Source organism: Vibrio sp. 10N.286.52.C3 (assembly GCF_041468865.1).
In the GTDB taxonomy this organism is placed as follows: domain Bacteria; phylum Pseudomonadota; class Gammaproteobacteria; order Enterobacterales; family Vibrionaceae; genus Vibrio; species Vibrio crassostreae_C.
This window is the reverse complement of record NZ_JBFRJM010000055.1, coordinates 33,507-55,866: the sequence shown is the minus strand read 5'-3', so window position 1 is coordinate 55,866 and position 22,360 is coordinate 33,507. Positions and strand designations below refer to the sequence as shown.

27 protein-coding genes are annotated in these 22,360 nt (G+C 44.4%); 7 read left to right on the top strand and 20 right to left on the bottom strand.

The window, feature by feature from the left end; all coding sequences use genetic code 11:
- The first annotated feature begins 187 nt into the window (after positions 1-187).
- Together AB4138_RS17995 and AB4138_RS17990 are read left to right on the top strand one after the other, a co-directional pair.
- On the top strand, positions 188-1,048 hold the full coding sequence (locus AB4138_RS17995; RefSeq protein WP_372074863.1) for a helix-turn-helix transcriptional regulator: 861 nt from the start codon (positions 188-190) through the stop codon (positions 1,046-1,048).
- The gene (locus AB4138_RS17990) at positions 1,041-2,243 is read left to right on the top strand and encodes an EAL domain-containing protein (protein WP_017061722.1); all 1,203 of its coding nucleotides are present in this window, start codon (positions 1,041-1,043) and stop codon (positions 2,241-2,243) included. Before AB4138_RS17995 ends, AB4138_RS17990 begins: the two co-directional genes overlap by 8 nt.
- A 54-nt stretch (positions 2,244-2,297) precedes the next feature.
- Here AB4138_RS17990 and moeB read toward each other — a convergent pair whose 3' ends face one another.
- Together moeB and moeA are read right to left on the bottom strand one after the other, a co-directional pair.
- On the bottom strand, positions 2,298-3,050 hold the full coding sequence (gene moeB / locus AB4138_RS17985; protein ID WP_065583719.1) for a molybdopterin-synthase adenylyltransferase MoeB: 753 nt from the start codon (positions 3,048-3,050) through the stop codon (positions 2,298-2,300).
- 12 nt (positions 3,051-3,062) lie between these two features.
- A complete protein-coding gene (moeA, locus tag AB4138_RS17980; RefSeq protein WP_017061724.1) occupies positions 3,063-4,298 on the bottom strand; it encodes a molybdopterin molybdotransferase MoeA in 1,236 nt (411 codons plus the stop codon).
- 215 nt (positions 4,299-4,513) lie between these two features.
- On the opposite strand from moeA, the gene folE reads away from it, so the two are divergent.
- Positions 4,514-5,167: a GTP cyclohydrolase I FolE gene (folE, locus tag AB4138_RS17975; protein WP_017061725.1), complete on the top strand. Its 654-nt coding sequence runs from the start codon at positions 4,514-4,516 to the stop codon at positions 5,165-5,167.
- Positions 5,168-5,468: 301 nt separating this feature from the next.
- On the opposite strand, the gene AB4138_RS17970 is transcribed toward folE, so the two are convergent.
- From AB4138_RS17970 to AB4138_RS17960, 3 genes are all read right to left on the bottom strand, one after another.
- Complete coding sequence (locus tag AB4138_RS17970; protein ID WP_229648331.1) at positions 5,469-6,122, bottom strand: hypothetical protein; 654 nt, start codon at positions 6,120-6,122, stop codon at positions 5,469-5,471.
- The gene (locus tag AB4138_RS17965; protein ID WP_017061727.1) at positions 6,115-6,654 is read right to left on the bottom strand and encodes a YaeQ family protein; all 540 of its coding nucleotides are present in this window, start codon (positions 6,652-6,654) and stop codon (positions 6,115-6,117) included. Before AB4138_RS17965 ends, AB4138_RS17970 begins: the two co-directional genes overlap by 8 nt.
- Before the next feature lie 181 nt (positions 6,655-6,835).
- Positions 6,836-7,120, bottom strand: a complete 285-nt coding sequence (locus AB4138_RS17960) for a hypothetical protein (protein WP_372307131.1) — start codon at positions 7,118-7,120, stop codon at positions 6,836-6,838.
- Between the two features lie 188 nt (positions 7,121-7,308).
- Here AB4138_RS17960 and AB4138_RS17955 point away from each other — a divergent pair, with 188 nt between their 5' ends.
- Positions 7,309-7,677 carry a regulator gene (locus AB4138_RS17955; RefSeq protein ID WP_372307128.1) on the top strand — a complete coding sequence of 123 codons (369 nt, stop codon included), beginning with the start codon at positions 7,309-7,311 and terminating at the stop codon, positions 7,675-7,677.
- Between the two features lie 425 nt (positions 7,678-8,102).
- Positions 8,103-9,608, top strand: a complete 1,506-nt coding sequence (locus AB4138_RS17950; protein WP_372307125.1) for a P-loop ATPase, Sll1717 family — start codon at positions 8,103-8,105, stop codon at positions 9,606-9,608.
- 196 nt (positions 9,609-9,804) lie between these two features.
- On the opposite strand, the gene AB4138_RS17945 is transcribed toward AB4138_RS17950, so the two are convergent.
- The 12 genes from AB4138_RS17945 to AB4138_RS17890 form a co-directional block, all read right to left on the bottom strand.
- Positions 9,805-11,700: a hypothetical protein gene (locus tag AB4138_RS17945; protein WP_372307122.1), complete on the bottom strand. Its 1,896-nt coding sequence runs from the start codon at positions 11,698-11,700 to the stop codon at positions 9,805-9,807.
- Between the two features lie 36 nt (positions 11,701-11,736).
- Complete coding sequence (locus AB4138_RS17940; RefSeq protein WP_258185419.1) at positions 11,737-11,856, bottom strand: GpE family phage tail protein; 120 nt, start codon at positions 11,854-11,856, stop codon at positions 11,737-11,739.
- A gap of 32 nt (positions 11,857-11,888) precedes the next feature.
- Positions 11,889-12,173, bottom strand: a complete 285-nt coding sequence (locus AB4138_RS17935; RefSeq protein ID WP_102550667.1) for a phage tail assembly protein — start codon at positions 12,171-12,173, stop codon at positions 11,889-11,891.
- Entirely contained in the window at positions 12,157-12,882 is a 726-nt protein-coding gene (gpM, locus tag AB4138_RS17930) for a phage terminase small subunit (protein ID WP_372307119.1), read from the bottom strand. The genes AB4138_RS17935 and gpM overlap by 17 nt, the downstream gene beginning before the upstream one ends.
- 11 nt (positions 12,883-12,893) lie before the next feature.
- Entirely contained in the window at positions 12,894-13,259 is a 366-nt protein-coding gene (locus AB4138_RS17925; RefSeq protein WP_372307116.1) for a phage tail tube protein, read from the bottom strand.
- 3 nt (positions 13,260-13,262) lie between these two features.
- The gene (locus AB4138_RS17920) at positions 13,263-14,399 is read right to left on the bottom strand and encodes a phage tail sheath subtilisin-like domain-containing protein (protein WP_372307113.1); all 1,137 of its coding nucleotides are present in this window, start codon (positions 14,397-14,399) and stop codon (positions 13,263-13,265) included.
- The gene (locus tag AB4138_RS17915; protein WP_372307110.1) at positions 14,399-14,617 is read right to left on the bottom strand and encodes a DUF2635 domain-containing protein; all 219 of its coding nucleotides are present in this window, start codon (positions 14,615-14,617) and stop codon (positions 14,399-14,401) included. Before AB4138_RS17915 ends, AB4138_RS17920 begins: the two co-directional genes overlap by 1 nt.
- Positions 14,617-15,156, bottom strand: coding sequence for a phage virion morphogenesis protein (locus AB4138_RS17910; protein WP_372307107.1), 540 nt, complete (start codon positions 15,154-15,156; stop codon positions 14,617-14,619). The genes AB4138_RS17915 and AB4138_RS17910 overlap by 1 nt, the downstream gene beginning before the upstream one ends.
- Positions 15,153-15,617 carry a phage tail protein gene (locus AB4138_RS17905; RefSeq protein ID WP_108086261.1) on the bottom strand — a complete coding sequence of 155 codons (465 nt, stop codon included), beginning with the start codon at positions 15,615-15,617 and terminating at the stop codon, positions 15,153-15,155. The genes AB4138_RS17910 and AB4138_RS17905 overlap by 4 nt, the downstream gene beginning before the upstream one ends.
- Positions 15,617-16,066, bottom strand: a complete 450-nt coding sequence (locus AB4138_RS17900) for a head completion/stabilization protein (protein ID WP_372307104.1) — start codon at positions 16,064-16,066, stop codon at positions 15,617-15,619. Before AB4138_RS17900 ends, AB4138_RS17905 begins: the two co-directional genes overlap by 1 nt.
- 121 nt (positions 16,067-16,187) lie before the next feature.
- Positions 16,188-17,225 (bottom strand): phage major capsid protein, P2 family, encoded by a 1,038-nt coding sequence (locus AB4138_RS17895; RefSeq protein WP_372307101.1) that lies wholly within the window; start codon positions 17,223-17,225, stop codon positions 16,188-16,190.
- Positions 17,226-17,271: 46 nt separating this feature from the next.
- Complete coding sequence (locus AB4138_RS17890) at positions 17,272-18,105, bottom strand: GPO family capsid scaffolding protein (RefSeq protein ID WP_372307098.1); 834 nt, start codon at positions 18,103-18,105, stop codon at positions 17,272-17,274.
- A gap of 134 nt (positions 18,106-18,239) precedes the next feature.
- Between AB4138_RS17890 and AB4138_RS17885 the strand changes: the two genes are divergently transcribed.
- Positions 18,240-19,991 carry a terminase large subunit domain-containing protein gene (locus AB4138_RS17885; protein WP_372307096.1) on the top strand — a complete coding sequence of 584 codons (1,752 nt, stop codon included), beginning with the start codon at positions 18,240-18,242 and terminating at the stop codon, positions 19,989-19,991.
- Between the two features lie 20 nt (positions 19,992-20,011).
- A complete protein-coding gene (locus AB4138_RS17880; protein WP_372307094.1) occupies positions 20,012-20,980 on the top strand; it encodes a phage portal protein in 969 nt (322 codons plus the stop codon).
- A 24-nt stretch (positions 20,981-21,004) separates the two neighbouring features.
- Here AB4138_RS17880 and AB4138_RS17875 read toward each other — a convergent pair whose 3' ends face one another.
- From AB4138_RS17875 to AB4138_RS17865, 3 genes are read right to left on the bottom strand one after another with little or no spacing between them, the layout of a single operon-like run.
- Entirely contained in the window at positions 21,005-21,526 is a 522-nt protein-coding gene (locus AB4138_RS17875; protein WP_102371044.1) for a hypothetical protein, read from the bottom strand.
- Positions 21,527-21,528: 2 nt separating this feature from the next.
- The gene (locus AB4138_RS17870) at positions 21,529-22,065 is read right to left on the bottom strand and encodes a lysozyme (RefSeq protein ID WP_372307091.1); all 537 of its coding nucleotides are present in this window, start codon (positions 22,063-22,065) and stop codon (positions 21,529-21,531) included.
- Positions 22,062-22,304, bottom strand: a complete 243-nt coding sequence (locus AB4138_RS17865; protein WP_102371042.1) for a hypothetical protein — start codon at positions 22,302-22,304, stop codon at positions 22,062-22,064. The genes AB4138_RS17870 and AB4138_RS17865 overlap by 4 nt, the downstream gene beginning before the upstream one ends.
- Positions 22,305-22,360: the final 56 nt, after the last annotated feature.

The following is a 22,360-nucleotide window of genomic DNA, read 5'->3' as shown; positions in this document are numbered from 1 at the left end:
CAATTAGGAAACAAAGCCGCATTGTCATCAAGATAATGCCCAAACTGTTATGAAAATAACTATCATCCAATAAGTGTTGAGAGTAGCTGGGCATTTTCAAATTATTCAATCACAGCTTGCCCTTAGCTTTTGTTCGTATTTAATTAAAAATAAGCTAAATCACAATAACGAATAAGAAAATAAAGCTATGTTTGGAAATATTATACGTACGTTTCGTGTTAATAATGGTTTGTCTCAAACTAATTTTGTTGATGCGATTCAAAGAAGTAACTCTAACTTTAACAACCTGGACGTTGTGACACTAAGCCGTTGGGAAAGAGGAGTAACAACTCCCCACTTAAAACGTCAAAACGAGTTACTGGACCTTATTGGAGTCAACATATTTGATGTTTGGGAGGCAAACGACTCACAAACAGTTCTCACAGGGTTAACGAATAAATTTAATAATAACGGTTATATTGATATGAACATGCACGTCCAAACAGAAGTTACGGTGATTAACTCAAATAATTCATTCCTTCTTGGGAAGATTACCAAGTTAATTGATGTCATCTTTGAATATGAGGATAACGTTATGCTCAGTAATTTAGAAGATTTAGGTCTGAGTAGAAAGGTAATTATTGAAAAAATAATAAATCAATATTCTGGAGAGTTAACGCTCGTCACGGTTAATGGGCAATTAATCGGACACTTATTAAGTGCTAACTATAATCTTGCAGCAGATTTTTTGGAGCAAGTCTTAGTATCTAAAGAAGATAGAGCACATTTAGTTGTTACTTTTAACTGCACTCATTATTCGTCATTTACAGACACAATGGGCAGAGAGGCGTACAAGTATCTACAAAGCTTAAATCCAGATAAAGAGTTTTATATACTACTGAAAAGCAAAAGGATTTTTGATCTGTTTTTTTCATTGGGCTGCGAGTATCGAAGTGTAAGAAGTAACGATAGATCAATGAAGGTCATGAACTTGGATTCAAAGAAAATGAAATCACAACGCACTTGGATGGATATTATTGCAAACTATAAAGGTGAAGAGAATGAATAACACAGTATTGATTGTTGACGATGTTGAACTATCGAGAGAGGTCATTAAAAATGCGGTCTCTTTATCTAATAAAAAAACATCTGTACAGTTTGCAGAAAATGCGTTCGATGCAATGAGCAAAATGCAAAACGCATCATTTGATTTGGTGATTATGGACATCATGATGCCCAATGGCGATGGATTTGAACTCTTGAGTATGATGTCGCAACAAAATGTTGAGTCTAAAATAATCATTATTTCAGGTTTGGATAAATCCATTGTTAGCTCGGTGAGTATGCTTGGAAAGCTCTATGAGTTAAATGTTGTCGCTTCACTAGAAAAGCCTATTTGGGCTAACCAAATAAGTGAGTTGGTTGATAAAGCACTTGAAGTTGAAACCATAACCAAAAGCGAGCTTGGCTTTGGTAACCGTGCAACAATCATCGATGACGATTTTCCCATCAATCTGGTTTATCAGCCGCAAGTTGTTTCGGATATAAATGTTATTTCGGGGTTTGAAGTGTTGTCACGATGGTCTGATGAAAACGGGACCTTACTTCCACCGAGCTATTTTTTGCCAGTAATTGAAGAGCTAGGAAAGCAAAAGGTTTTTACCAATATCGTGATAAATAAATTCATTCAGGATTATCATCTCCACTTCAGTGAACTTGATAAATCGTTGAGGTTCTCAATTAATATCGATCCTAATTTACTGACTGATGAATCTGTTGTCGATAATCTACTCGAGATCTATAAGCAAGGTATTGAGCATACTATCGTTGTAGAGCTGACTGAAAAGGGGCTTTCAGGCAATATTGAAAAAGAATTGTTGGCAAATATTTTACGGCTAAGGTTGAATGGTTTTGAGATCTCTATAGATGACTTTGGGATGGAAGCATCGAATATTGAACGTATTGTCAAACTGCCTATTAGTGAGATAAAAATAGATAAAACCATTACATGGGGACTTTGCCATAACATTGATTACATGCAAAAAATCGATGAAGTTAAGAAGCTCGTTTCGGTAAAAAACGCACGTATTATCTATGAGGGTGTTGAAAATAAAGACACCTGTGCATTTCTGGAAGCTCTAGGCGGCTTTAACCAACAAGGTTTTCTTCATGGGGTTCCATCACTACCTGAAATTGTAGTTGAGATGCTCGCAGAGCAAAAGGAGCTAGATTACGTCGCTTCTGAATATACTTCTAATCATTAACAACGTATTAGGGTAACGAGCCAAAGCCAACTCAATGGGCTTTGGCTCTTTTTATTACTTACCACACACCGAACAATTAGGCATCTTTATTAAATTCATTTCACGCCAGCTGTGAGACATGGCATCGAGAATCAAAAGTTTGCCTTGCTTTGGTTGTCCAAACTTGGCAATAACCTTGATAGCTTCCAAAGCCTGAGCCGCGCCTACCATGCCAACAACAGGTGCCATCACACCGGCTTCAACACAGCTTAGAGCAGCGTTGCCAAATAGAGCGCTTAAACACTGGTAACAGGGTGCGTCAGCATCTTGATAAGTGAAGACACTAATCTGACCTTCCATGCGAATCGCAGCGCCCGATACAAGTGGCGTTTTTGAGGCGTAACACAAACGGTTAAGTTGATTGCGCGTTTCAACGTTGTCGCTGGCATCAAGTACTAACGAATGCGCTTCAATGAGCTTTGCTAGTGCCTCGTCATCAAGTCTGTGGTCGACCGTTTCAACTCTAAGGTGTGGGTTTAACACCTGTAATGATTCAGCGGCTGAAACGACTTTCTTCTTACCAATATCAGCATCGGTGTGAAGCACTTGTCGTTGCAAGTTTGAAAGCTCGACAACATCGTCGTCGATCAGCATTAGCTTACCAATACCCGCAGTCGCAAGGTATTGAGCAGAGGCACAGCCTAAACCACCCGCACCTAACACCAAAATCGAGCTCTGTTTCAGCGCTTCTTGACCCTCAAAATCAAACTGCTTGAGAATGATCTGGCGGTTATAGCGAAGCATCTCTGCGTCAGACAGTATTTCCATCAGCAAGCCTCGTTAGTAAAGCGTGGAGTTAAACAGTTGAATCTGAACCGTTTCACCGACTTCAACACGGCCACGTTCGCGCTCTAGTACCACAAAGCAGTTTGCTAAGCTCATTGAGCGGAAAGCGCCAGAGCTTTGGTTACCTGTTGTTTCTACTACAAACTTACCGTTTTCAATCGAGTAAATACCACGTTGATAATCAGTACGGCCTGGGCCTTTTTTGAATGCAGATTTAGTGATCGCAGGAATCGATTCTGGTGCTGTCCACGCAGTGTGACCGGCAAGTTTAGCCAGCATAGGTTGAACTAACACATACATAGTCATCATTGCAGACACTGGGTTACCCGGTAGGCCACAGAACCAAGCGTTGTCTAGCTCACCAAATGCGAATGGTTTACCTGGTTTGATTGCTAGTTTCCAAAAGCCGATTTCGCCAAGCTCTTCAAGAATGTCTTTGGTGTAATCAGCTTCGCCGACACTTACGCCACCAGAAGTGACAACTACGTCTGCCAGTTCTTGCGCTTTTACAAAGGTTTCTTTAAGCGTTGCAGGGCAATCAGGGATGATGCCTAGGTCAATCGCTTCACAACCAAACGCTTCAATCAGCGGTTTGATACCGTAGCGGTTGCTGTCGTAGATCTGACCATCTTCAAGAGGCTGACCTAATGGCTTGAGCTCATCGCCAGTAGAGAAGAAAGCGACTTTAGGTTTGTGTGCCACAGTTACATGACTCACACCGAGCGAAGCAATCATTGGAATGTCACGAGGTGTTAAACGTTCGCCACGGCTAAGAACGATATCGCCTTGCTTGATGTCGTCACCGGTAGGGCGAATGTTATTGTTCAGCTTGATGTCGTCTTGCTGAATCTCAATGCCAGCGTCAGTTTCAGCAGTGTTTTCTTGCATGATTACGACGTCACAACCTTCCGGGATCTTTGCGCCAGTCATAATGCGAATACAGGTGTTTGCTGGCCATTCACCTTCAAAAGGTTGACCTGCAAAGGACTTGCCCGCTAAAGGCAGCACTTTACTGTTCTCTAGGTCTGCTAAGCGCAGTGCATAGCCGTCCATTGCTGAGTTATCAAAAGGAGGTACGAAAATAGGGGATAGAATATCTTCAGCAAGTACGTAACCCAATGCTTCTGCCAATGGCAGTGATAAGGTCGTTCGAATAGGTTGAATTGGCGATAGCAGCTTATCTAGTGCTTCTTCAATTGGCATCAAGCCCGGAGCGTCGCAACAGCCCATAATTGAAATCCTTTGATCGTTATTGTTTTGGTTTTGTGGTTGGCAATGGTGGTTAAATAATGATCAGAACACCTGGTTCGCCAACGAAATTCTAGCCACTCTAGCACAGTTTAAGCCCCGTAAATAATGACCTCCCTTAAAATATGGGTGTATTTATTCAAAATTCCGAGTATCCTTGTTTGCCATCCAGAAGGGGTAATAAAAGAGGAAGTTCAATGTCAGGTCTTAGCGAATCAGCGAAGTTGGTTAAAGATGCGCTAGCAAGCCGTGGTTTAGAGACACCAATGAGTCCAAACCAGGTTAGCCGAGAAGAGAAAAAGGAACGAATCGAACACCATATGCGTGAGATTCTCACTCTCCTTGAACTTGATCTTACGGACGATAGTCTGGAAGAAACACCGCAACGTATTGCTAAAATGTACGTGGATGAAATTTTCTCTGGTTTGGATTACGCCAATTTCCCTAAAATTACGGTAATCGAAAACAAGATGGGCGTTCGTGAGATGGTACGAGTAAAAGACATTACCGTGACCAGTACTTGTGAGCACCACTTAGTGACGATTGATGGTAAGACTGCGGTCGCTTATATCCCTCGTGGGAAAATCATCGGCCTTTCAAAGATTAACCGTATTGTTCGATTCTTTGCTCAGCGCCCACAAGTTCAAGAACGTATGACGCAGCAGATCCTTGTTGCACTGCAAACGCTACTCGAAACTGATGACGTTGCTGTCACCATGGATGCGGTTCACTACTGCGTGAAATCACGCGGTGTAATGGACGCGACTAGCGAAACGACAACAACAGCTCTGGGCGGTATCTTCAGATCAAACCCAGCAACGCGCCACGAATTCTTACACGGCCTGCGTTAATACGTTTCGTTATTGGATGCACGTGATTTAGCCTTTGTAAATTGAAGTTCGTTGAAAATATTCTAAGCCTCGCTTTATGCGGGGCTTTTTTACGCCTGCAATGAAGTCAACTGTAATGGCTGAGAATGCTGTTATTCCCTAAAGTGAAGAATGAGCGACTTATTCACTTTCGCCATTCCCTAAAGTGAGGAATGAACGTAATAGGGAATCTGTTGCGGCCAAGCAGAAAAAGCACGCTCTATATCTTAACGTTTGTTGAAAGCATATAGAGCGTAACTAGAATCAGTCGCTGGTGGAGTGCTTAAGAAAGGTTAAACAAACGCTTTAAGTGGTGAACAATACCGGATGGCTTGTTCTCGGCTTGATAGATGCTCAAACCATCGTAAAAACTCGCCATGAACTCTACGCGAATCTCATCATCACTGCTTCTCGATATACGAGACAGTAGCGTAGCGGCTACAGCTGCGTGATCATTGGCTAGGCTGTAATCCATTCCTAGTCGTCCTTGAATGAACAACCACAAATGCGTGACTAGTTTTAACTGTTGAGCGTTAGAGTTTTGTAACTTGTCGCTGTGCTCAGTTCCCACTGTATTATCGAATACATTTTGCATCGCCTCATTCGCTTCTTTATTGCTTTCAAAGCGATAGCTTGCATCGATATGTACCTTGGTTAGCAAGCCAAGCAACGTCTGACGTGCAGAGTTCTCCGGCTTGTTCTCGCAAGCGTGTTTAAACAAAGCGTGGTTTTCATCAATAAATGACGACAGCTCTTTCTCGTAGCCTGTCGAGAGCGCTTTGACTGAACCTAAACCTGCTTCTTTTAAACACTGGTGAAGCTTGGTTCTAGCTTGTTGTTTAGCTTTGATTTCTTGCTGCGCGTCGGCTTGTTGCTTGGCTTCTTCTAGCTGGCTAGCTGCTGTTTGCGAATTATTCGGGGTTGGACGCTCAGTCATTACTCTGTAGCTCTTCCCACGTTACTTCTGCCGATTGAGTATCGCTGTTAATGAAAGCAGAGTTACCCGTCAGCATGACTGAAAGATCCATCGTACGTTGTGTCATCGCCGCTAGCTGCTCAATACCATCGTTGTCTAGACGAACGATCTGAGCTTTTAGGTAGCCGAATTTACCTTTGTTCTGCTCCCACCAAACGTTTGATTTAGTGTTGAAGCTGAATACGCGTACTGATTTAGATAGGCGAGTTGCCTTCTTAACACGCTCTGGATCGGGTTCGCCCACATCGACCCATTCTAGGATTTGATCGTCTAACGACTTCTGCCATAAATCGGGTTCTTCAATGCTAGACAACCCTTTAGTGAACTCAAGTTCAGGAGACGCATTGATACAGAAAGCCATGATTCGAGCCATCATTCGCTGTTCTGTTTCAGAAGGGTGTTGTGCAACCGTTAGATTGAAAGAGTCGTAATAGTCGCGATTCATATCGGTTAAAGAGATACGAAACTTGTAGATTGTGGGTTTGAGAGCCATGTGATGTAAGGGTTCCAATCGGATGAGGTGTACTATAGGTGTACCAATGAGTTTTTTGAAATCACAGCCTATAGGTAAGTTGTGCCTAGTATAAACGAAGTAGAGCAGTTAGCTAGCAAGATGAGGCTTTCGGTACACCCCAATTATTTTAAGCACTTATGGCGAACTAACAAGAAGGGGATCACATGACAGTAAGGTGTACTTCGTCAATCAAGTCTTGGGCTGAAAGTAGCACTTCGGATTCTTCGGTACTTAGTGGCGCGTTTGCTTGCTGCAGCGTGTACAAGTAATCGAATTTTACGAAGAAGTCATAGAGTAACGGAGTGATATTGCTATTGGTTGCGTTTATATATTGCTCTAGTGTTTCGTTCGAACAGTACGCCTCTTCATCGCCTCCGAGTGCTCTAACAATAGATACACGAACGAAATGGAAAAACGGTTCTAATTCTGGAGGGTTAACGACCATTCTAGCTCCTCATATTAATTTAGTTTCATTCTTAAATGGGCATTGAAAATTCGCAAGCGCATCTATTCGATGAGGCGAGTGACTTAACAAAGGTCGAGCCTTAGTACAGTGCGTACTTTGTCTGCTTATGTTCAATCGTGCATATATCCTTGAATTAGTGCAACCTCTTGTATTTAGAGGTTTTATCATTGAAGTATCGCGAAATGAGTAAGAATTACATTTTTCGAGAGTTAGAGTGCCAAATGACCAAAGAAGAAGTGGCCGAACTGTGTTTTAAAACTGTGATAACGGTCACGGGTTGGGATGAAGGAAAACCAATACCGCCTGAGTGCAAAAGGCTAATGAGAATGGCAAAAGGTCGAGAACTAAGCATTAGTGAAGACTGGATACAGTTCAAAATGTTATACGACAGTATGGATCTGCCGACAGGCCAAGTGGTGAGGCCGCAACAAATCTTAGCAGGGATTGCGCTTTTGGGGATTCAGTCTGAGTTAGAGATTAAGACTTCAACACACCTACTTGGACTTGCTAGAGCTATAGCGAACATCAAGAAATAGGATTAGAAAAGTATGGTTCTTTCAGACTTACCACTAAGAGCTATGGTTATCGTATTCTATGATGAGCTGATTACTTGTTAAAGTTACTACGACTGGGCAGGAAACTACCTTTCTGGGATGAACCAGTCCTCCTTTTTGGTCATATCAAGGAGAAAGAAGCCGGACTCATTGAGTTCGGCTTTTTAACAATTGTATTTAGGTTATATGATATTGATAATTTACATATTAATAACAATATTAGCAATTTCGATTGAGTTTTATCCCATATCATTAACGTATTGACTTTTCGACATAAAATAGAGGAAAAAAGTCATCAAGTTACTGATTGTTTGATAGATATCAGAAGTTAAACATAATAAAAAACTGTGGCTCTGTTAGACTTCAAAAAAATTTTAAAAACAATATAAACTCGAAAAGAGATTAGTATGAGACCAAAACTAGGTGACCTAAACTTTGGGCATGTATATGCGGCAAATGAAGTTAGAGAGCGAGATGACTTTGAAAAGTATTTTTATGACCTCAATTCTATTACGGACAGTATCAAAAATGACAAGCTGATTAATGTGGTTCTTGGCCGTAAAGGTACAGGGAAAACACTTTTAGCTCATTGTCTTGCAAAATCGTTAACTACTGAAAGGCACATATCTTCTGTTGAGAGCCTCCAAGATATAGAATTTCACGAGTTATACCACTATGGGACTGATGAAGTTTCATCAAAAAAGTACTCACAACTGTTTAGGTGGATGCTACTAATTAATGTATCCAAAACATTGATCAAGCATCGGAATGCTTTTAGCGAAGAGAGACACGAGGCTGTTGATGTTTTAGACCATTTTTTAAAATGCTTTGGCTTCAATATGAGACAGTTACGACCTCAGAAAATTGTTGAAAAAACAACTACTTTCTCAAAAAAAGCGTCGGCAGGGTTCTTCAGAATTATCAGTTTGGGAAGTGACGATGTTGAGTCGGCTAAAGAAGAAAAACGAACATATATCGATTGTATCGAGGAATTAGAAGACTTTATCGTTAACTTACTAGTTGATTCAGATGTTCGGTTTACGGTCTTTTATGATGATCTAGATATACGTTTTGAAAATTCAGATGCTTATAAAGATGGCATTTTGAGTTACCTCTCAGCTGCTAGTGAACTTAATTACAGATTTATTGATGAAAAAATAGAATCGAAAATTGTTACTCTATTTAGAGCTGACATCTTCGATGTACTATCAGCCCCAAACTTAAATCAGATTTTGGAAGGAAACGCTATTCGCCTAAATTGGGATGCTCATTGTACATCTGAGACCGAAATTTTCCCTATGGTAATACACAAGATTAAGCCGTACCTCAAAGGTAAGTTAAAATCAAAAGAGCCTGATATCATATTCGACGAAATGGTTGATGATAAAATATGCAATGAGCCATCTCGAGCTTACATTTTGCACCGTAGTTTAGGTAGACCTAGAGATGTCATTAAAATGCTATCGTTAGTTTCTAATCGTTATCCAGCGTGTGACAAGTTTAATAGTCATTTGTTTAACACGGTTGAAAACGAGTACTCAAAGTATTTATTAAAGGAAGTGAAGAATGAAATGATTGGGCATTTTAACCAAGCTCAGATTGATTTTATTTTTAGTGTGATTACAAGAATACAAAAACGATGCTTTACTAAATACGCTATTTTAGGCTTCTTTGATGATGAGATGCTTACAGAGTATAAATTGACAGTGGATAGAGTGTTACATGGGCTATTTAAAGTAGGTGCAATTTGTCATCTCAAGAAAAACAGTGTCCAAGGTGGAAGGGACCAAAGATATCACTCTTATTTGACAGAAGATTATCAATTGCTGATTGATGATTCGACTCAATTCGAGATTCATGTTGGTCTCTGGAATGTTCTACAGATTAAGCCGCCTAAGAACAGGTTCCATTAACAAAGCATCTAGCCATTTAGAAGTGCGGAAATATGATCGCGGATAGCTTGGTCGAATTTACCCCCGTGATACAACACGGGGATTTACAGCGAACTGCATTCGAAAAGTGGATAACTTTGAGTAAGGCAAACGGTCATGAACCGATGCTACTTAATCTGATCAGTAAGAGATTTCTTATTTATCTCAAACATGGAAGCTAAAAGCTTGTCGCCATATTCCCCACATCTAAATTCAAATCTGTGCCTTTTTCTGCCTTCGCTTTATCAATAGCGACTGGCTTATCCGATTTGATGGTGAGTGACACTTCAGATTTACTTTTCACGGTTTGGTTACCTAGAGGACTATAAGCTGTTCTTTGCTTAATAGGCTGAACCCCTCCAGCTTGATAAGCGTGGTATCCCTGCTCGGTTTGGGTTCGCTCAGTTTTGTTTTGGGTTTCATTGGTCGTAATGCCAAGTGTTGCGCTCTTGTCTTCAATACGGTTGAGTTTAGCGGCTAAGTTATCGACTTCTTGACCAGCTTCATCAGTTTGAATTTTCCACCCATCGGGGATGAGCGCATCTGGCAGTTTGTTGATCAGCGCTTTGAATTTACCCCATAACCAGCCAATGCCGTCACCAATCCATTTAATGACTTTGTCTAAGCCAATGAACTTATCGATTAAATAAGTAATCGCGATTACTGCAGCAGCAACAGCGGCCACCATGAGTCCGATAGGGTTTGCCAGAACCGCCGCATTTAAAGCAATCAGAGCCACTTTCAAAATGGCGACCGTCGCCAGAATCCCTTTAAAGTTTTGCGCTAACCAAATAAGCCCTTTACCTAGCAGTTCAAAACCTTGATAAAGACCGTCCACGGTTTGGATAAGCTTTTCGATAAAATCGGTTCGCCAGGCTGCGTTCTTAAATTTCTCAGAAAACTGAGTGAATGCTTTGGTTGCTTTTTCCATGATGGGGGCAAGTGCTGCAAACTTCATAGAGCGAACGCTTTCTTCGATTTTTTGCAGAGCATCATTGTAGGCTTCCGCTTTCGCCGCATCTTCTGCAGTCGCACCGCCACCCAATGCATTGAGTTCTTTTCTCGCCGCCGTTAATCCTTCAGTGCCTTCACGCAACATGATCAGCATTTTGCGACCGTCTTGGCCAAAGGCCGCATCGGCAAAGGCCATTTGCTCTTGCGGCGTTTCAAGCTGAGAGAACTCTTCAAGGAGCATCTCATAAGCCTGCTTGGTGTCTTTTGCTCCCTGTAAGTCTTTATGCAGCGCGTTCTCACTCTTCTTGAGGTAAGAGCCTAGCGCACCTGAACCCGTTTTTTGCAGCACGCCAAGTCGTTTGGTAAAGCGAAGCATTGAGTTAGACAATGCGTCAGAGCTTACCCCTGCATGTTCAGCTTGGGATTGCATGGCTTGGAGTTCTTGAATGGGTAGGGTTAGGGTCGCCGATGTCTTTGCCAGGTTGTCCATTTCACCTGCAGCACCATTCACTTGCGTCACTAACCCCGCAAAGCTTAAACCACTTAACAGCGCGGCTCCTTTTCCTGCCGCTGCAGCGCCGACTTTGGGAAACTTGATGGAACGGTTCAGCTTTTGAATCGGGCTCATGACTCTTTGTAAGGTGGTATAACGCTTACTGAGTCTTCCTATCTCCTTACCGTGTTTCTTATAACTTCGATTCAGTCGGTCGTACTCATCATCGAGATTCCCTGTATTTACTCCTGTCTTTTTTAACTGGCTATCGAGCTTCTCTAAATGGGATTTGTAACCCTCTTGCTCGGTATTCAGTTTGCTCAGCTTGGCTTGCTGCTTTGTAATTTTTTCAGTTAGCGCAGCGCTTGGGGATTCAACGCCTGCTGCTTTTTCTTTTAACTCCTCAAGCTTCTCGCTGACCGCAGCAACCGCAATAGCGTTCTTGTCCATCGCTTTTCGTGACGTTTTTAAAGAGTCAATCATCCCCATTGCGGCCGAGTCATCAGCCTGTGTCTTCTGTACCTTCTTGATAGATTTGGCGTAATAATCGCTCTCGCCACTCATCCCTTTGAGAACGGCTGAAGTTTTATCTTTCATATCCATGAGAACAGACAGTTTCATTTTCATTCTGGATAGCCTTTTGTTGACACAAAAAAAGAGAGCTCATTCGCTCTCTTGTGGTGTTTGTTCGTGCCTCTCTCGGGCAAGCTCACGAAACAGTAATAGATCGTCGTAGCTGAGTTTGTCTATTTCGCTTGGGGGCCAATGGAACACAAGGGCGATATCTGCGTAATAGTCTTCAACTCGATCTATTACTATTCCGTCGCAACGAAAAAAGAGGCAAGCGTCGTGAGTAATGGCGCCCAGTTCTCTGGAGGCATATTGATAATGTCACGCTCGTTCAAGCAAGAGATTCGAGGTAATAGGGTTTGTCCCGCGTCAAACTTCATTCCGCACACATCTATCAAGCTCAACCCGCGCAAATGCCCAGAGTGTGGCTTGCTGATATCAATATGCGTAAGCGCTTTGCCGTCTTTTTCAATAGGCGAGGCCAACTCCGCGACCTTGACTTGTGACTCGTCTTTAATGGGGTTGGTCATAGCCAAGCTCCTTTTGTAATGCTTCAAGTTTCTTCTTCACACCGCCTTTGTTTGGATCTAGCTTCATCACTATCTCAAACAGGTTGTGCGCCTTTTCTTTGTCGCCTGCTTCAAAGTGCCAGTCACCGACAAGGCGGAACATTTTCACTTTAAGTGGGGCGTTAGTAGCAAGCTCACCCGCCAGTAAATCATTGACGGCTTTAAGCAGGTATTCGCGCTTGTACTCTTTCTTTTCGGTGTGCGCTTTGTGCGTGTACTTAAATACGTAATCACAGAAGCCCGTTTGACCATTCACTTTGAAATTAGCCGGTGTTTCTAATCCGCCATCGATGGCCGCTCGAAAGTCATCGTGGATCTCTTCAAACTGGCCAAGGTCAAAGTGCCACATATAAAAGCACCACATCACATCGAGGTTGCCGTAGTCGCCTTTGTGAGTGTTCAGTAGCTTTTCAACCAATGGTCGGTACTTGTTAATGAGCTCTTGCTTGTACGGATCTTTCTCTTTCGAACCCGACAAGGTGCGCAAGTAGCTTTGGTCTTGCTTAAACACGAGTTGCGTTTCTTCCCAGGGCTTATCAGCAAAAGCGGTGCGAACGGCTTGGCTTACTGTTGACTCGTTCATAACGTCAACACTGTCGATAGCTTCAAAGGCTTCAACCGGTTCTGGCTTTGCCTTCTGAGCCTCTCGTTTCATCAGTATGGATAACATGGTCTTTCTCCTTACTGCGGGATGAGTTCGTCACCGTTGAAGAGTACTTCAAGCTGACCATCTTTTATCGCAACCGTAAGCGGGTCGACTGTCCATGCGCCTTTCAAGGTGTAAGCGCGGTTCGTGTTCGTTTCTAAAGTGATGTCTTCACCCACAAAATCAGCAATGGCTTTCTCATCGGTGTCTTGAGCGTGAATGATGGTGCATTTGACGAAAGGCGCATCCGAGAACTGTTCCGAGAAACCCAAAGGGCCATCGTCTCCCATTATGGTTTCGCGCTTCATGTTGCCGAGGCCATATTCCGCCCCTTCTTTGATGGGTAGGCGCCCTAATGAGCCGGCGTTGAGGACTGCACGGCTAGTGATTTTTGTTCCCATGACTTACTTCCTAAATTGAATTTTGCCTGCAACGATAATCAAACCGTTCACGAACTGCGGTGAATCTTGGTAGTTGACGCGCTGCTTGTTGGTTTCATCGAGCTCGACAATGAGCGACTTTTTGTAGCCATCGAAATCTTGCACGATGCCTTGGTATTCCAAATCTCGATACAAGGTCAACAGCTTGGCTTTGAACATGGTTGGCGTCACTATCGGCTGACCTTTGGCGAACTTGGTTCCGTCTTTCGCGACTTTATGGCGAGGGTAGACACTTAAGATCAACGAACGCTGTTTCTGACGAAAATACATGGCGGTTGCCGGCGTCATGACATCAAGGTAACTGTTGTCCGTTACGCCAGCTGCGTTTTCGGTGTAAGCGGTAACGGCGCGCTCGACTAACACTTCATTCGCTGAGTTCACAGTGTAGGTACTTAACCCTTCATACAAAAAGAGGTTACGTTCAGCCCAGTCCCACTCTTGTGCTGCCAATGAGTAAACACCGTTTAACTTGAGCGTTTGCAGGGGCCTACAAGGGTCGATGGCCAATGACGGGGCGATTTGACCAACCCATGCGCCAATCGCTGCCGCGTCAGACAATGGCGCTTCTGCAGAATCCTCCAAGTTATTGATGGGCAGAAAGTTGATTAACGCGCAATTGCTTGTTGGTGCAAAGGTGATGAGCTCTGCGTGTGTGCCTTTCTTAGGTAGATACGCGATGCCTGGTACTTGCTCTAATGCGCCATATCGCTCTTCAAGAAAAGCCCCTAACTCACGAATGGTGGTGCTGTCGTTCAATGAGCACATGATGTGGTGATACTGAACGTCACCCAACACGGCTAAGGCGCTTGCGGTATCACTATCTTCAACACTGACCGCAAAGATAGGCATGGTCTTATCTTGCTTACGGAAATAGGTGATCATTTCCACTATGTCGCTATTGGCACCAAACGAAGCTGCAGCAATCGTCTCATCCATACAAAGCGTGACCTTGTTTGGCGCGACCGTTGCGTCACTAACCGCATTACCGATAGCTAAGATAATTTGCAGGTCTTCTGCGCTGTTTGCCAGGCTATTATCAATTTCAATGTAGACACCGGGAACGCGAGCGGTGCTGGGTACTTCAGCAAAACCAATACTCATTATTTAGTTTCCTTCTTGGCTGTGGGCTTGGCTGTTTTATCGATGACCACGATACTTTTTTCAGCGAGTCGACGTAGCCAGTAAGCGTTACGGGGTTTATCTTCACCTGCCGCTTTCAATGGCTCTCGGGTTGTTGGGTCTTTCACGATCAAACTTGTTTTCGCTGGCTTAATCTTGAAAGTGGGTAGCGCTGTTTTCTCTACTTGTTGTTTATCCATTACGCTGCATCCTCTAATGCAAAGTGTTCCGCTGCCATGGCGAGTAACTCTCGCTCTAGAGCAGGCGTCCAACCAATGAAGGTTCGTTTAGGCATTTGATAATTGCGCTTAGTTTTCACGCCACCTGCCCATTGACCTGTTTTGCTGTTGTAGTGACCATTAACGCGAGTCGTAAACGACACTTGAGCGCCTTGGTTGTGCTCTTGGCCAATGCGACCTGCGACGCCTTTTAGGCCAACCTCAAAGCTCTCTTCTGTAATGTGAGTTCTTAACGCCTTGCCAAAACCCAGCAACATGTTTTTGTTGTTCACGGTGTTCTGCGCTTGAGTGCCATCCCATAGTTGGGTTGCCTTTCGCCGCGTTCGGCTTTGGTACGGGTTGTTGTCTATATCTCGCTGAGCTCGAATTTGCTGACGAAAGAACTGCCGTGCTCGGTTGGCCATGCGCTTATTCAGCTCAAACTTATCACTGGCCGTCAGCACTAAACTTTCCACAACCTGAGTCAATTGCTCAGGCGTCACGAGTGTTAATTCACTCATGGCAAATCATCTAAGTGGCCGACAAAGTAGACCAATTCACCGAGTTGGTCCTCATCGGCTCGCGCTTCGAATCCACTGACACATTCATAACGGGTATCACCTTGCTTCCAATTGCCTTGTTCGTTTTCTTGAAGGTCGAACTCTTCACGAATATCAATTTTCAGCTTGAGATCAAACGCACCTTTATCGAGAGGCTCTAGGGCGAACGTCGGCATGGGCAAGCCTTTTTCCGCTCGCTCTGGGTCGTACTTATTGAGCCAGCTGACTAAATGCATAAACAACACTTGCGGCTCTAACTTGGCGCTTTGCAAGAAAACGATGGCGGTATATTCAATTTCAAACCCATCGACATCGGCACCCTGACCACAAAATAAGGCGCCATCCTCCGCCCATACATCCATTTTGGCCGCGTCAGTGACATGGCTTTTGAATAGGTCAGTTAAGCTTTGCAGCGCTTTCATTACACCCTCTCAAAGCAGTAGGTTTCTTCTGCGTGAATCAACATGTCTATGGCTTGGCGGTACTGCACTTCGCACTCTTCTTTCTTACTGGTGAGCGCTTCTTGTCTGTCTGCCGCTTCGGCGGTGGTGTCACCACTCATTTGCACACTGATTAGTTGAGCGGCGGTTAGTGCGAATACGGCCTGCTTATAAAGTGTTTCGGCCGAGTCATCATTACCAAAGCGTTCTTGCGATAACTCCGTCAAACTAGCAAAAGGCACTAAGGTGTCTTTAAGTTCAGAATGCACTTTGATGCGTGACACCGTAGCGTGATGCAGAATACCTGCCTCTGTTTCATTACTTTGGAAATGGAACAGAGACTGAAACTCTGAAATCTTCAGGGCTGGATATTTGTCCGTGGCTGGCAACTCAGATTCATAGCGCTCGTTTTTATCACCGACAAATTCCATGATGTATCCTTACAGGGTTAGGGAATGCAGGCCGACAATCGCGAATAACAGTTAGCACCAAAGCGCATCTGAAACAGCAATAGAGCCTGCATTGAGGGGGTGTTAGTTTCTAGCGGTTGGCTTAATGCCAAGCACCGTTAATCCAAAGCTTCACGTTTTTGAATTCAATGGCTGCGGCTTTGCCAACTTCTTCGAGCACGTAAGCCATGTTCATCGACTCAAAGTTTTCAATTTGGTCTTTTTCGTCGTTCTTCTTACCTGCAGAGCGGCGAACTGAACCTTCTTGAATGTAGATGGATAAGTTGTCGTAACTGGTCACCATGATGCCCGTAGAAGGGAAGCCTGGTACTTTCACTGCAGGCAGACCGCCATAGGTACCGATGACTTGCAGTTCTTGAATTTTGCCTTTTTCGCTTGGCGTATTACCGTGCGCTTCGTAGAACTTGGCTTTGTCATAAGCAAGCAAGTCAGAGCCGATGATGGCCACAAGGTTTGAATCATTTTCACAGGCGTCATGCAGTAGGTTTTTCGTTTCAAGCACGGCTAGGTCTAGGTTGATGAAGTCACCACCTTCACCGATACGAATTTCACCATCCGCTTTTTGTCCCGTGGTGATTAAGCGATCTTCGTTATGATCACGCATGGCTTGGAACCAACCTTTATTCACATCTTCACCGTTCGGATTAGCGCTAGCATCGGTATTTTTAGCGACACTTACGCCATACCAACCAATCGTGATTTTATTGGCGTCAATCTGCTCTCGGGTTGCTTTACTTATCAAGGCGTTGAAGTTTTTATGGTGCGCCCACGCGTCCAGTTTTGCGTAACGAAGCGCGGTATCAAAGTTTGTTTGCTCACACATGTAAGGCATCGCCCCCATGCTTGAGTGATCTTTCGGTGTACGGTTGCCCGAACCCGATGTATCGGTACGACTGGCAATCATGCCCGTAGCGCCAAGACCAATGGATTCACCTTTTTGATTTTTCACTGAGATGATGTTGATTTTGCCTAGGAACCAGTTGCTTTCACGGATAGCCGCGATAATGCGCTGAGTACCATTCGGGCTCACGTTAAACTTCTCGGTTGCATCATCCACATCGTTTTGCGCTGCCACGGCTTTCACGTAGGCGCTGAGTTTTATTTTGGTCTGCTTTTGCATGTTCTTACCTAATTCAATTCGTTATGGGTTGAGGGCGTGTCGAAGCCTATAAGTAGCGCTCTTCGTCATTACCTTCGCCGGCTAACTTGCGCTGCTCTTCATCGGTTAACTTACTGAACTTTTCAATTTGGCCAGTTAGGTTTTCTACCTGTGAAGACAAAGTCTCTACCTGGTCTTTTAGTTCGGTGACATCCGTACTGTCTTCAGGTTCAGCGGGTTGCTCGGGCGGCTTACCATTGGTGTTTAACTTTTCAACTTGCTCATTTAACTGGCTGAGTTGTTGCTGATTTTGTTTACCTTGCTCAATGCTTTGCTTGAGTAGCTCTTCAAGTTCTTTACTCATGTCGTCTTCTTCCTGTTGTTGTGAGAGCTGCTCAAGTTCACCTTCGCCCTTAAGCCAGCGTTTAAATGTATGGAACATCGAGGCTTCTTCCTCGGTGTCTTTCGAGAGTTGTTCTGGGGTAATTTGAAAGCTCGTTGGGACGCACGCTTTATCTTTGTTGCTGGCAGACAGTTGAATCTGGGTCGTACCTAACGATGCAGGCTCATCAGTCAGGGCCAATCCGGTCAGATAGGCTTTCCCTGTGTCTGCAAACTTTTCATAGAACTCACATGAGGTATGTAAAAGCTGTCCTTGCTCAGCCATACGCAAAAGCATTGAATTTGGTTTCAGTACGGCGAATAGCTTGTCTTCTTTCTTTTCGACAGAGAGGACAGAGCCGTACTTGTTGCTCCATGGGTAATGGTCTGCATTAATTCGAGCTGTATAGATGTCTGGGTTGTAAGTTTCTGCAATCTCATCAATGATTTTTTGCTCAATGACTCGACCATCAATGGTTGCTCCTGCCTGTAAAATACAAATTAGCTCTGATTGGAACATGCCTAAACTCTCCTAAATTCGATGATTCCAATTTACCCAATGCCTCCGCCTTTTTGTATTTGTCCTAGTTCTAAACGCTTGATATAGAAATCGTTCAAGCTGAGTAATCACCGGCGCTGTAGCACTATGCAAACATGGAAAATAATGTTGTTAGCGAACCGCTCTATACCGCCGACCAAACGAAAGCTTTGGGACTGTTTTTACGCCAACGTAAGCCTGCTGAAATTGCAGAAACGGTTAGCGTAGCCACACGCACGGTTCAAAAATGGATAACTCAGTTTGATTGGAAAACGCTGAGGGATGACGCGCCCGTCGAATTAATGATGAGACAGCGCATTGCTTACTTGATGTGGGTTGATCAAAAGCTTGAGAGCCAAGAGCGTGAGCTCAAGATGTTACTCGAACAGCAATTCAAACGTGATGAAGCTGAGCAAAGGCGCAACCGACCAGCTGGCCGAAGTGATGGCGAGAATAAGCGTGGTCGCAAGCCAAATAAGACGAAGAACGATGTATCCCACATCACCAAAGAGATGTTGGACGAGTATCGAGAGAAAACCTTCTTCGAATACCAAAAGGACATTCATGGCCATAAGCAAAACGATGAGATCAATGAAGTGCGCTTTTATCTTAAGTCGCGGCAGATTGGTCTTACGTTCTATTTTGCCTTTGAAGCGTTTGAAGATGCGGTGCTGACTGGCGACAACCAGGTGTTTATCTCTGCGTCGAAAAAGCAGTCGTATATCTTCAAAAACTACATTCGTAAGTTTGCGCTAGAGATTGGTGAAGTTGACCTAAAAGGTAAGGACGATATCGAGCTCAGCAACGGCGCGAACCTCGGTTTTATGTCCACCAACGTAGCGACCTCTCAAGGCTTTAACGGCCACATGTATTGGGATGAGGTGTTCTGGATCCCCGGCTTTGCAGATTTAGATAATTACGCTGGCGGTATGTCGATGCAATCGCAGTTCCGTACCACTTACATTTCGACACCTTCCACTATGGCCCATGAAGCCTACTCCAAATGGCAAGGCAAGAAAGAGCACGGCATTGATATTAGCCACAAGGCGCTAAAAGCCGGTGCTTTGGGTGTTGATTTTATCTTCCGTCAAATGATCACAGTGGATGATGCGATTAAGAAAGGCGCGACCTTCTTCAACATGGATAAGCTCAAGCGCAAATATCCGGTTAAAGAAATTTTCGACAACCTGTTGCGTTGTAAGTTTTTGGACGACAGCGCTTCATTCTTCTCTCTTAAGGCGCTACTGGCCTGTAAGGCAGACAGTTCACTTTGGAAAGATGTCGACCACGAGAAAGCAAGGCCAGTGGGTAACGCAGAAGTATTGGTCGGTTATGACCCAAGAGGTGGCGGTACGGGTGAAAGCTCGGATGATGCAGGCTTAGTGGTGGCGTTAAAGCCTAGACGTAAAGGCGGCGTGTTCCGATTTATTGAGCGGGTTCGCCTTAAAGGCTCCAGCTATGAGCAACAGGCTGACACCATTCGCGGCATTACTGAGAAATACAATGTGGTGTACATGGCCATGGATACCAGTGGCGTGGGCTCGGCTACCGCTGAGCTGGTTCGTAAGTTTTACCCAGCTCTGGTCGAGCTGGATTACTCACCCGAAGTGAAGCGACTAATGGCCTACAAGTCGAGAGAAATCATTAACAGTGGCCGCTTACAGTTCGAAGCTGAATGGGATGATCTCGTTCACTCGTTCTTAATGATCCGCCAGCAAACCACTAAGGTGAGTAACCAAATTACCTTTGTTTCTAACCGCAGCAAAATTGGCTCTCATGCCGATTTAGCCTGGGCTTCGATGCATGTGATGCGTTGGGAGCCGATTGATATAAACAATGACACCAACACCAGTGTCGAGTTCTTCTAGCCTAATTTTGGAGAGGCCAAGTGATTGAGATTGAATTTTCTAACCCCGTGAGCGTGATGAACAGCGACATTCTCAGCTATTTAGAAGTGGCGTTGGTTGATGGTTTATACGAACCACCGATTGCGCTCGATACCTTAGCCAAAGCACTGCGCACGAACCCGATGCATTCGAGTGCGATTGAGTTTAAGCGCAATACGTTAATGCATGCCATTGAGCTGAGTGGATTGCTTTCACGCCAAGATGCAAAGCGCTTTATTCAAGACTACTTAACCTTTGGCAATGCCTACTTACAGGTCATTCGAGGCTATGGAGGGCTGGGTGAGCCTATTAAGCTCAAACACATACCTGCTTTGTATATGCGTAGACGTGAAGACTTAGGTTGGACGTATAAGCCAAGAGCTTACGATGATGACGGGCGTATCGACTACAAGAAAGGCCAAGTGTTCCACTTGGGCGATTACGATGTAGCGCAAGAGCTGTATGGTTTGCCTAGTCACATTAGCTCTTTGACTTCTATCTGGTTGAACGATGATGCCACCTTGTTTCGTCGTCAGTACTACCGTAACGGTAACCATGCAGGTTACTTGCTGTATATGAATGAGCCAACCATGACAGAGAAACAAGAAAAGGCCATAAAAAAACAACTGCAGGCTCAAGAAGGCATGGCGTTTAAAAACTTATTTGTAAATGCCAAAGGTAAAGACACCAAAGCTCCAGAACTTAAGCCAATTGGTCAAGTAGAAGCTAAAGACTCATACAAAGAAGTGAAGAACCAAACCATGAACGAGGTGCTTTCGGTTCACCGTGTGCCAATCGAGTTGATGAGCATTCGACGCGAGAGTATTACGTCACTGGATTTGAACAAAGTGGATTGGCTGTTCCACAAGAACGAACTGCTACCGCTCATTGATATGATGCAAGAGTTGAATGATGTTGTGGGGCAACCGGTCATCACCCCTAAAGAATATAAACGTTTGGATGCGGCTTAGTATCGAGTACTGATAGGTTTATCTTTACTGCAGCTCGTCTAGAAGCTGCGCCCTTATCCAAGTTTGTAGCGATAAGAGCTTCTGAGCATTTTCAGCACAGGTTTGCAGGTTCGCCACATCTTCCGCTAAGACTTCGGCGTCTCGCTCGTAACCTGTAGCGGTTTTGGCGGCACCATCAGGGATGGTGGAGGGTTGCTGAATACCGATTGCTCGATTATGCGCTCGCACTGATTGGGCGCGGATGTGCATCCAGTCAGGATCGTTAACAACGCACTGCTTATCACTGCTCTTTTGAGCATACTTGATCACCTCTTTTTCTATCTCTCGAAACTCAATTCGAATATCTGGCTTTTGGTTCGCGAGCTTCACGGCGAGCTGAAAAGCCTCGTTTTGTTTTTGCTCTACTTTGTCCCATAGGGCATTTTGTGCTTTTAAGGCTTTGACCTCAGTGGTGGTTACGCCGTAGTCATACGAACAATAAGCGACACCGCTAAGGACGGCAGCAAAGGCAATGGCTTTAAACAAAGTTAGATATTGATTTAGCATGATCACCACCCATTCAAACAAACGTGTTGTTCTTTGGTTCGGCGTTTAGGAATGCCGGCACAGTTGCTTTGCTTGAGTCGGCAGTCTTTACCATTCACAAACACCCATCTTGGGTACTCCTTACAAGCGCCTTGATGATCACCTTGGTTAAACTTCTTCAGTAAGGTCGAACGCGTGAAATTGCCGGCGCCAAGGTTAAAGACAAAGCTCACCATCATGTCGTATTCGCCCTGGCTAGCGGTTTGGGTGATGTGTTTGTTTACCACTTGTTCGGCAGCTGAGATATCTTCAACAAAATACTCAGCCGCTTGTTGCTCGGTAAACACCATCTCTGGTGTGACGCCGCTTGTATGCCCAAGCCCCGCAGTCCACACATCGGCACTGCATTGGTAGGGTTTGAGCCTGCAACCTTCTTCATTCGCGACATGGCTGAGGCCTTGCTCACTGGTAGTAAGCTCTGAATCAATGGTAAAAACAATGGCAAGAACGGAGGCAACAGAGCACACCACAGTCTGTACTGCTTTGGTTTTTATGCTCATGCTGAACCCTCTTTTTTTGAGTTCAACTTGTCCAGCTGCGCTTGGCTGAGTTTGGTTGCAATAGCGTAGTGACGAATAGCCATAATGCCTGCGCCAATACCGACCGCAACAGACAAAATTTGGAGTGCGTCATTCACGCCAAAACTGATTAGGGTTGCACTAACGGAGGCTAAGATTTTCTTTAGGCCAGTGACATCGAGTAGTGATACGACGAGTGCCTTTGCCTCTGATTCATTCATTGATTTCTCTCTTGTGGCTAGTTGATTCGTTCCCCCATAAGCAGTGTATCTCGTTG